General features: G+C 66.2%; 1 protein-coding gene. It reads left to right on the top strand.

What is annotated here, in order from left to right:
• The coding region (locus ACU8YE_RS24195) for an acyl-CoA dehydrogenase family protein (RefSeq protein ID WP_446929903.1) at positions 1–535 on the top strand (535 nt) is incomplete at both ends.

Here is a 535-nt window from a genome sequence, read left to right as displayed (position 1 = left end):
GCACGAGCGCGGTGCGCGGCGTGGATGCGCGGGGCGATCATTACATCGTCAACGGCCAGAAGACTTGGACGACGCTCGGCCATTACGCGAACATGATCTTCTGCCTCGTGCGCACCGCGACCGACGTGCGCAAGCAGGAAGGCATCAGCTTCCTGCTCGTCGACATGAATTCGCCCGGCGTGGAGGTGCGCCCGATCGTCACGCTCGACGGCGAGCACGAAGTGAACGAAGTGTTCTTCACCGACGTGCGCGTGCCCGCCGAGAACCGGGTCGGCGAAGAGAACCAGGGCTGGACCTACGCGAAATACCTGCTCACGTACGAGCGCACCAACATCGCGGGCGTGGGCTTCTCGGTCGCGGCGCTGGACAAGTTGCGCGCGGTGGCGGCGAAAGTGACGAAGAACGGCCGCCCGCTCGCCGACGATCCGCTCTTCGCCGCGCGGCTCGCGCGCGTCGCGATCGAGCTCGACAACATGAAGACGACGAACCTGCGCGTACGGCCCCATCGCGCGCCGCATCAGCGACGAGATCTCCT

The sequence above is a fragment of the Ralstonia sp. VS2407 genome, from assembly GCF_052950655.1.
This window is presented reverse-complemented; position numbering and strand designations above follow the sequence as displayed.